This window comes from Phreatobacter sp., from assembly GCF_030691135.1.
Lineage (GTDB): Bacteria > Pseudomonadota > Alphaproteobacteria > Rhizobiales > Phreatobacteraceae > Phreatobacter.
On the sequence record NZ_JAUYFA010000091.1, the window covers coordinates 19,488 to 27,989 of the forward strand.

An 8,502-nucleotide genomic window follows, 5' to 3' on the forward strand; every position below is an offset into this window, starting at 1 on the left:
AGGTCATGCTGTCGGAACTCTGCATCCGCCGTCCGGTGATGACCATCCTGCTGATGGTCTCCTTCCTCGCAGCCGGCATGTTCGGCTACCGGCAGCTGCCGGTCGCCGCCATTCCCCGCGTCGAGTTCCCGACCATCCAGGTCAGCGCCCAGCTTCCCGGCGCCAGCCCCGAGACCATGGCCTCGTCGGTGGCGCTGGTGCTGGAGAAGCAGTTCTCGACCATTGCCGGCGTCACGTCGATGACGTCGACCTCCTCGCTCGGCAACACCTCGATCGTGCTGCAGTTCGACCTCAACCGCTCGATCGATGGCGCCGCGCTCGACGTGCAGTCGCAGATCTCGACCGCCATGCGCCGTCTGCCGGCGGAGCTGACGACGCCGCCGAGCTTCAGGAAGGTCAATCCGGCCGACCAGCCGGTCATCTTCCTCGCCATCTCGTCCGATCTCGCCCGCCTGTCGGACGTCGACCGCTTCGCCAATTCGATGATCCTGCCACGCATGGCCTCGCTGCCCGGCGTCGCCCAGGTGCTGATCTTCGGCACGCAGAAATACGCCGTCCGCATCCGCGCCGACCTCGAGCAGCTGGCGGCGCGCGGCCTGACGATGAGCGACCTGCAGACGGCGCTGGCCTCGGCCAATTCCAACCGCCCGGTCGGGTCGGTCAACGAGGGCGGTCGCGCCGCGATCCTCGATGCGACGGGGCCGATCACCCGCGCCGCCGACTATGGCCCGGTCATCGTCGCCTGGCAGAACGGCGCACCGGTGCGCGTCTCCGACGTCGCGTCGCCGATCGACAGCGTCGAGAACGACCGGATCGCCGCCTGGCTCAACGGCAAGCGCGCCATCGTCCTTGCCGTGCAGCGCCAGCCCGACGCCAACACCGTGGACGTCGTCGACCGGGTGCGGGCGCTGCTGCCGCAGATCCGGAGCGACGCGCCGGCCTCCTATGAGATCTCGATCCTGAACGACCGGTCCAAGTCGATCCGCGAGTCGGTCGCCGACGTCGAGTTCACCCTGGCGCTCGCCGCCATGCTCGTCATCCTCGTCATCTGGTTCTTCCTGAAGAGCTGGCGGGCGACGCTGATACCGGCCCTGGCGCTGCCGATCTCCATCGTCGGCACCTTCGCGGTGATGCACGTCCTCGGCTATTCGATCGACAACATCTCGCTGCTGGCGCTGACGCTGGCCGTCGGCTTCGTCGTCGACGACGCCATCGTCATGCTCGAGAACATCATGCGCCACATCGAGGAGGGCATGGACCCCTTCCAGGCGGCGCTGGTGGGCTCCCGCGAGGTCGGCTTCACCATCATCTCGATGACGATCTCGCTCGTCGCCGTATTCATTCCGGTGCTGTTCATGGGCGGCGTCGTCGGGCGCATGTTCGCGCAGTTCGGCGTCGTCATCTCCACCGCCATCCTGATCTCGGGCGTCGTCTCGCTGACGCTGACGCCGATGCTGTGCTCGCGCGTGCTGAAGCCGATCGACCATCACAAGAAGCTGATCTTCCCGCTGCGCTGGTTCGAGGCCCTCTTCTCCGCCATGACGCGCGGCTATGGCTGGTCGGTGCGCAAGGTGGTCAACGCGCCGGTGATCATGCTGGCGATCACCGTCGGCACCTTCGGCCTGACCTATGTCATGTTCCGCGACATCCCGAAGGGCTTCTTCCCGATCGAGGACAACGGCCTGATCACGGCGGCGACCATCGGTCCGGACGACGCCTCGTTCGACGCCATGGTGGCGCGCACCCAGGCGCTCGCCGCCGCCATCCGCACCGATCCCGACGTGGCGATGGTGATGGCCAATGCCGGCGGCGGCAATGCCGCCAACACGCAGAATTCAGGCCGGCTGTTCATCACGCTGCGCGACAAGCCGGAGCGCAAGGATTCGATCCAGGTCGTCATCTCCCGGCTGCGCCGCATCGCCGCCGAGGTGCCGGGCATCCAGATCTTCTTCGTGCCGGTGCAATCGATCAATGTCGGGGCGGTGCAGAGCCGCTCGCAGTACCAGTACACGCTGACCTCGGCGGATCTCGACCAGTTGCGCCAGTATGCGCCGCTGGTCGAGCAGCGCATGCGCACGCTGCCGGGCATTCTCGACGTCAATTCCGACCTGCAGATGCGGGCGCGGTCGACGACGGTGGAGATCAACCGGGACGCGGCCTCGCGGCTCGGGGTGACGGCGGACCAGGTGCGCTCGACGCTTTACTCGGCCTTCGGCTCGCGGCAGGTCTCGACGATCTACGCTTCGGAAGACACCTACCAGGTGATCCTCGAGGCGGACCCGAAGTTCAACGACACGGCGAACATGCTGCGGCGATTGACGGTGCGCTCGTCCACCGGCGTCATCGTGCCACTCGATGCCGTGGCGAGCCTGCGTGAACAGCCGACCGCGCTCACCGTCGGCCATCTCGCCCAGCTTCCCGCGGTGACGGTCTCGTTCAATCTGCAGCCGGGCGTCGCCCTGTCGCAGGCGGTGACGCTGATCGAGGGGGCGGCGCGTGAGGTCGGCCTTCCCGCGAGCATCGCCACCAGCTTCCAGGGCACCGCGCAGGTGTTCCAGCAGGCGGTGGCGAACCAGGGCTTCCTTTTGTTCGCGGCGGTGCTGGTGATCTACATCATCCTCGGCATCCTCTACGAGAGCTTCATCCACCCTTTGACCATCCTGTCGGGCCTGCCGTCGGCGGGTATCGGCGCGCTCCTGACGCTGCAGCTCACCGGCTTCGACCTGTCGGTGATCGCCATGATCGGCCTCGTCATGCTGATCGGCATCGTCAAGAAGAACGCGATCATGATGGTCGACTTCGCCATCGAACGGCGCAACCAGGGCGTCAGCGCCAAGGAGGCCATCGTCGAGGCGGCGGTGCTGCGCTTCCGGCCGATCATGATGACGACGCTCTGCGCCATTCTGGGGGCCGTGCCGATCGCCATCGGCCATGGCGCCGGCGCCGAACTGCGCATGCCGCTCGGCGTCGCGGTGGTCGGCGGCCTGGCGGTGTCGCAGCTCCTGACGCTCTACATCACGCCGGTCGTCTATCTCATGTTCGACGGCCTTTCGGGCCTGATCTCGCGCCGCGGCAGCGCCGCCGATCCCGCCGCCAAGACCGCCCCCGCGGGCGGTGCCCAGAGCCAGCCGGCGGAGTGACGCCGGCATGAGGCATGGCAGGGTCGCGGTGCCGTGATGGGCGGCGCCGCGCCCGCGCATTGACAGCGCTCCCGCCGCGGTCCTACGCCTTGCGGCCATGTCGCGCATTGCCGTCATCGCCGACGACCACGGAATGTACCGGATGGGTCTCGCCTTCACGCTGAAGGACAGGCTCGGCTTCGACAATGTCGAGGAGGCCGGCTCCCTCGATGAGGCGCTGGCCAGACTCGGCGAGACCGAAGGCATCGCTCTCGCCCTGTTCGACCTGTCGATGCCCGGCATGCAGAGCGCCGCCTCGCTCGCCGCCGTGCGCGAATGCTATCCGGCCCTGCCGATCGCCGTCGTCAGCGGCTCGGACAGCCGGGCCGACGTGCTGGCGGCGCTGGCCGCCGGCGTCAACGGCTTCGTTCCCAAGGGCCTCAAGGACGACGAGCTGGTGGCGGCGCTGCAATCGATCATGGACGGCGCGATCTATGTGCCGGCGAGCCTCGCCTACGGGGCCGGCAGCGCCGGCGAGAGCGCGCCCTCCGCCGGCATCGACCTCTCACGGCTGACACCGCGCCAGCGCGACGTGCTGGGCCTGCTGGTCGAGGGCCGCTCGAACAAGGAGATCGCCCGGGCGCTCGATCTCGGCCATGGCACGGTGAAAATCCATCTCGCCGCGGTGTTCCGCCATCTCGGCGTGTCGAACCGGGCCGCCGCGGTGGCCGTCGCCGCGCCCCTGCTGGCGCGCGGCTGAGCCCCCGCTCAGGTCGCCAGGCGGGCGAGGGCGGCGTGCAGCACCGGCAGGGCGACCGGCTTGGTCAGCCAGGGCGTGCCGCTCGCCTGGAGCCGCGCCAGGGTCTGCGGATCGGTGGCGCCGGTGACGATGAGCGCCGGACAGGCGAAGCCATGCTGGCGGCGCCAGTCGGCGATGAGGTCGAGCCCATCGACGCCGCGGTCGAGCTGCAGGTCGATCACCGCGAGATCGACCGGCAGGCTGCCGGCGACCGCCGCCGTCGCCTCGGAACTGGTGCAGGTGGCGGTGACGGTGGCACCGTCGTCGCGCAGTGTCTGGGCGAGGGCGTCGACGATCATCGGCTCGTCGTCGAGGATGAGGATATGGCGGCCGGCGAGCGACAGGTCGGGCTGCGCGGCCGGCGCGGCGACCAGCGGCACGGCCCGCGGCGCCAGCGGCAGCTCGACCCGGAACACGGTGCCGTGGCCGCGGCTGCTCGCCAGGCTGACGCGGTGGCCGAGCAGGCGGCACAGGCGCCTGACGATGGACAGGCCGAGCCCGAGGCCGTCGTTCTGGCCATGGGCGGCGACCTTGGTGCGTTCGAACTCCTCGAAGACGCGCTCGCGGTCCTCCTCGGCGACGCCCGGCCCGGTGTCGTGGATCTCCAGCACGGCGTGGTCGCCGACACGGCGCACGCCCACCAGAACCTTGCCCGCGGCGGTGAATTTGAGGGCGTTGCCGACGAGGTTGCGCAGGACCGTCTCGATCAGCACGGGATCGGAGACGACGGGAAGCGTCGAGGAGACGAGGCGGAATTCGAGGCCGCGGGCGGCGGCCTGGGCGCGGAAGCCGGCGGCGACCCGTTCCAGAAGGTCGCCGATGACGAAGGTGCGGGGTTCGGCGACGACGATGCCGGCGTCGAGCCGCGAGACGTCGAGCAGGGCGTTGAACATGTCCTGCAGCGAGCCGAGCGTCGTCTCCATGTTGGCGACGAGGCGGCGCGGCTCGTCGCCCTGCACCCGGCGCGACAGGGCATTGGCGAAGAGCGAAAGGGCGTGCAGGGGCTGGCGCAGGTCGTGACTGGCGGCGGCGAGGAAGCGCGACTTGGCGGCGGTGGCCGCCACCGCCTCGTCACGGGCGGCAGAGAGGGCGTGGTTGGCCGTCTCCAGTTCCTCGGTACGGACGGCGACCCGGTGTTCGAGCGTGTTGGCGAGGTGCTTCAGCGCCTCCTCGTTGTCGGCGAGGCGATCGATCATGCCCTGCAGCGAGGCGGCGAGGGAGACGACCTCCTTCGACGAGGATTTCGGCACCTCGATCTCGACGCCGTCCAGCGCCTCGGCGAGGCCGACGCGGTCGGCGCGGGCGGCGATGGCCTGCAGCGGGCTGGCGATGCGGCCGGCCACCCACCAGCCGGCGATGAGCACCATCAGGCCGACGATGCCGCCGGCGGCGATGATCTGGCGGCGCAGTTCTTGCACCGGCGCGAAGGCGACGACGGCGCTGGACGTGACGACGATCTGCCATCCCAGCCCCTCGATGCCGCGGCCGCCGGAAGCGCGGCTGGTGCCGATCACCATGGTGCGCCCGTCCGGCAGGGTGTCGATGGCGAAGCCGTCGGGACGCTGGGCGATCTGGCGCGCCAGGGCGGCGCCGAGATGGTTCTGGTCGCCGATGACGGTGCGGCCGTCGCGGTCGAGCACGATGACCTCGAGGTCCGACTGCCGGCCCTGGGAGCGGTCGATGAGGGAGCGGCGCAGGTGGCCGAGCCAGTCCCAGCTCACCAGCATGCCGAGGATGCCGACCGACCTCCCCGCGGCGTCGCGGACGTTGACGCCGATCTCGACGACCCTCTCGCCCGGCGTCGTCTGGATCGTCGGGCGCTCGGGTTCGCCCGGGGCGAGAGCCGGACGCTCGCGCGCCGCGGCGAACCAGCGCCGCCCGGTGACGTCGCTCGTCTCGTCGAGGCCGCCGGAGCCGACGGTGACGCGGCCCTGCAGATCGGCGAAGCCGACCCAGACGATCTCCTCGACGTTGGACTTCACCCGGTCGAGGATGACGCGCTTGCCCTGATAGGGGCTCGCCGGATTGGTGAAGGCGGGCAGGGTGGAGAGGGTCCGGGTCGAGCGCCAGCGCTCATAGACGTCGCTCTCCAGCGCCTCGCGCATGAAGGCGGCGAGGTCGCCGAGGGAGCGCCCGATGGAGCGCTGCGCCTCGCCGGTGGCTGTCCAGACGACCACGGCGGTGACCGACAGGATGAGGGCCGCGGTCAGGACCGCGAGCGTGCCGGTGAGGATGCCGCGCAGGCCCGGCCGCGTCAGGGACGTCGCATCGATTGCCATGGCCGCACTGTCTGCCCTTCACGGAAGGGCGGCAAGGGGCATGGCGCGCCGTTTCCCGCAGCGACAGCGCCCGTTCGGCGACCGCCGCTCCGTATCCTCAGAAGCGGACGGTGGTGAAGAAGCGCACGCCGCGGCCGGGCATCAGCACCTCGTCCTTCTTGAAGGAGACGTGGTTGCGGATGTCGGCATTGAGCAGGTTGGTGCCGACGACGCCGAAGGTCAGGCTCTCGGCGCCCGATCCCGGCTTCAGCGCCATGCGGTAGCTGATCTCGGCGTTGAGGAGGTTGTAGCCGGGCGTCGGCGTCTCCTCCGCCGCGTTCTGGTTCTGGGCGAAGGCGTGCAGCAGGGTGACGCGGGCGAACCAGTTGGCGTCGCGCCAGAACAGGCCGCCGCCGAGACGGTGGGGCGGGATGCGCGGCACGTTGGTGCCGCCGGCGAAGGTGGCGCGGACGAAGTCGTACTGGCCCTCGACGCCGAAGGTGCCGCCGGCGAATTCGCCGATATCGACCTGGCCGCGCAGCTCGGTGCCGTAGAAGGTGGCGTCCTGCTGGGCGAAGCCGAGCTGGCGCAGCTCGGTGCCGCCGCCCGAACCGCAGGTGGCGAAATCGTCGTCGCAGGTGAGCCCGGTCAGGCGCTTGTAGATGAAGCCGGCATAGCGCGTGTAGAAGGCGGTGGCATCGACGCGCCAGGCGCCCTGGGCCCTTCTGAGGCCGAGTTCGATGGTCTGGGCGCGCTCCTTGCGCAGGTTGGGATCGCCGATCTCGAAAGTGCCCGAGGCCTCGTGCGGGCCCTTGGAATAGAGCTCCTGGGCGCGCGGCGCGCGTTCCACATACTGGCCGGTGAGGCTCGCCACCCAGCCGCCGGGGAGGTTCTGCAGCAGGCCGAGGCTGGCGCTCATCGGCGCGAAGTTGCGCACGGCGGCAAATTCCGCCGGGGCGCCGCCGGCCGGGTCGAGGCCGGCCGGGAAGAGCGCGGCGGTGCCGCCGACGCGGGCCTGTTCGATGCGGGCGGCAGCCTGCAGGCGCGTCGTCGGCGACAGGGCGAGTTCGTTGAAGAGGAAGGCGGCGGCGGTGCGGGTATGGGTCGGCGCGAGGAGCCCGCCAGCCTCGCCGGAGGTGCCAAGGCTCTGGGCGCCGAACTGCATGCCGAAGGTGGTGTTGAGGGTGCCGAACCCGGTTTCGAACGGACGGAACGCCGTCTCGAACCGCCCTTCCAGTTCCTGGTTGCGGAAGGTGGAGGCGGTGGCGAAGGCGCCGAGCTCGAGGGCCTGTTCGTTGTGGCGGTAGAGCGAGCCGCCGAGCCAGAAGCGGACATTGTCGACGACCGCGCCGTCGAAGCGGATCTCGCCCCTGGAGGTGAGGCGCGTCTGAACCATGTCGATGCGGACGCGGTCGGCGGCCGAGCCGGCGCCGGGAATGCCGTAGAGCGAGCGGAACTGCGAGATGGCGGCGCCGATATAGCCCTGGTCGAAGAAGTAGGAGGCACCGAAGGAGCCACCGAAGGTGCGGGCGAAGGAATTGTCCTGCCGGCCCTGGGGTGTCGCGTAGTCGCCGGCATTGCGGCCGAAGACGTCGGCGGAGAAGGCCCATTGACCGGACGAGCCGCGCACCCGGGCGGCGCCGTCGATGCCGCGGTCGACCGAGGACAGGCCGCCGGTCATCATGCCGCTGACGCCGGGCGGACCGAGGCGGGTGGGGATGCGCTCGTTGGTGACGTTGACCACGCCGCCGATGGCCTGCGACCCGAAGCGCAGAGCCGCCGGGCCGCGGATGACCTCGATGCGCTCGGCGGCGAGCGGGTCGATCGGCACGGCATGGTCCTCGGAGAGGTCGGAGACGTCCTGGGCGCCGATGCCGTTCTCCTGGATGCGGATGCGGGCATTGTCGAGGCCGCGGATGATCGGCCGGCTGGCGCCGCCCGGCGCGAAGCTCGACCCGGTCACGCCGGGCACGTTGGCTAGCTGGTCGCCGAGCGTGCTGCCGCCGTTGCGGCGGATCTCGCTCTCCGGGATGACGGTGACCGGCACGAAGGCGCGGTCGATGACGCGGAGCTGGCCGTCGGTGAGGCCGAGATCGCGACTGGCGCCGTCGGGGTTGCGCGGCGCCTCGATGAGGATCTCGGGCAGCGCCGTCTGGGCGGAAGCGGGGGAAATGGCGAGGGCGAGGACGACGAGGCTTGCCGGGGAGAGGGCGAGACGGGCAGGGCGCATGGGAACTCCGGCATGTATGCAATGTTACAACATTACTTATCCTGCCTCGTTATGGGGCCTGTCAACCCGTGACGCCGGGGCAAGCGGCGGGAGGGA

At 70.1% G+C, this 8,502-nt stretch carries 4 protein-coding genes; 2 read left to right on the forward strand and 2 right to left on the reverse strand.

Annotation, left to right across the window (positions count from 1 at the left end; translation table 11 throughout):
* Nucleotides 1-5: 5 nt before the first annotated feature.
* On the forward strand, nucleotides 6-3,140 hold the full coding sequence (locus tag Q8O26_RS17330; RefSeq protein ID WP_305577852.1) for an efflux RND transporter permease subunit: 3,135 nt from the start codon (nucleotides 6-8) through the stop codon (nucleotides 3,138-3,140).
* 97 nt (nucleotides 3,141-3,237) lie between these two features.
* Nucleotides 3,238-3,879 carry a response regulator transcription factor gene (locus tag Q8O26_RS17335; protein WP_305577854.1) on the forward strand — a complete coding sequence of 214 codons (642 nt, stop codon included), beginning with the start codon at nucleotides 3,238-3,240 and terminating at the stop codon, nucleotides 3,877-3,879.
* 8 nt (nucleotides 3,880-3,887) lie between these two features.
* Here Q8O26_RS17335 and Q8O26_RS17340 read toward each other — a convergent pair whose 3' ends face one another.
* Together Q8O26_RS17340 and Q8O26_RS17345 are read right to left on the reverse strand one after the other, a co-directional pair.
* The gene (locus tag Q8O26_RS17340; RefSeq protein WP_305577856.1) at nucleotides 3,888-6,197 is read right to left on the reverse strand and encodes an ATP-binding protein; all 2,310 of its coding nucleotides are present in this window, start codon (nucleotides 6,195-6,197) and stop codon (nucleotides 3,888-3,890) included.
* Between the two features lie 97 nt (nucleotides 6,198-6,294).
* A complete protein-coding gene (locus Q8O26_RS17345) occupies nucleotides 6,295-8,406 on the reverse strand; it encodes a TonB-dependent receptor (protein ID WP_305577858.1) in 2,112 nt (703 codons plus the stop codon).
* Nucleotides 8,407-8,502: the final 96 nt, after the last annotated feature.

Bases quoted from the DNA above. Each gene is read 5' to 3' on its own strand.
- Q8O26_RS17345 (WP_305577858.1), bottom strand. From the start codon at position 8,406: ATGCGCCCTGCCCGTCTCGCCCTCTCCCCGGCAAGCCTCGTCGTCCTC.
- Q8O26_RS17340 (WP_305577856.1), bottom strand. From the start codon at position 6,197: ATGGCAATCGATGCGACGTCCCTGACGCGGCCGGGCCTGCGCGGCATC.
- Q8O26_RS17330 (WP_305577852.1), top strand. From the start codon at position 6: ATGCTGTCGGAACTCTGCATCCGCCGTCCGGTGATGACCATCCTGCTG.
- Q8O26_RS17335 (WP_305577854.1), top strand. From the start codon at position 3,238: ATGTCGCGCATTGCCGTCATCGCCGACGACCACGGAATGTACCGGATG.